This is a genomic window from Arthrobacter sp. SIMBA_036, assembly GCF_046535135.1.
Taxonomy (GTDB): domain Bacteria; phylum Actinomycetota; class Actinomycetes; order Actinomycetales; family Micrococcaceae; genus Arthrobacter.
In genome coordinates this window covers 1-273 of sequence record NZ_JAWRXG010000161.1, presented here as the reverse complement: position 1 = coordinate 273, position 273 = coordinate 1, and the positions used below count along the sequence as shown (strand labels likewise).

The following is a 273-nucleotide window of genomic DNA, read 5'->3' as shown; positions in this document are numbered from 1 at the left end:
CAAGGCGTGCATCGACAGTCCGCTGCTCGGGGCTCAGCGCTTCAAGTGTATCGAACGGCTCTTCGATCTTCCATGCATCGGGTCCGAGGCTGCCGCCTTCCAGCCCATCCACGTAGAACCAGTCGACGGTGATGATGTGATTCAGCGTCATCTTGATCGAAGGGAAGAAGCTGGTGCGATGCGCTTCGAACTCGCCCGACTGCAGCCGGAGGCAGGCGTCGAGCAATCTGACATTGGCGAGCGCATTGTTATAGGCGAGCTTGCGGAAAACCC

At 59.0% G+C, this 273-nt stretch carries 1 protein-coding gene; it reads right to left on the bottom strand.

The window, feature by feature from the left end:
- A partial coding sequence (locus SB659_RS19490; protein WP_410551595.1) for a DinB family protein occupies positions 1-273 on the bottom strand: 273 nt, incomplete at both ends.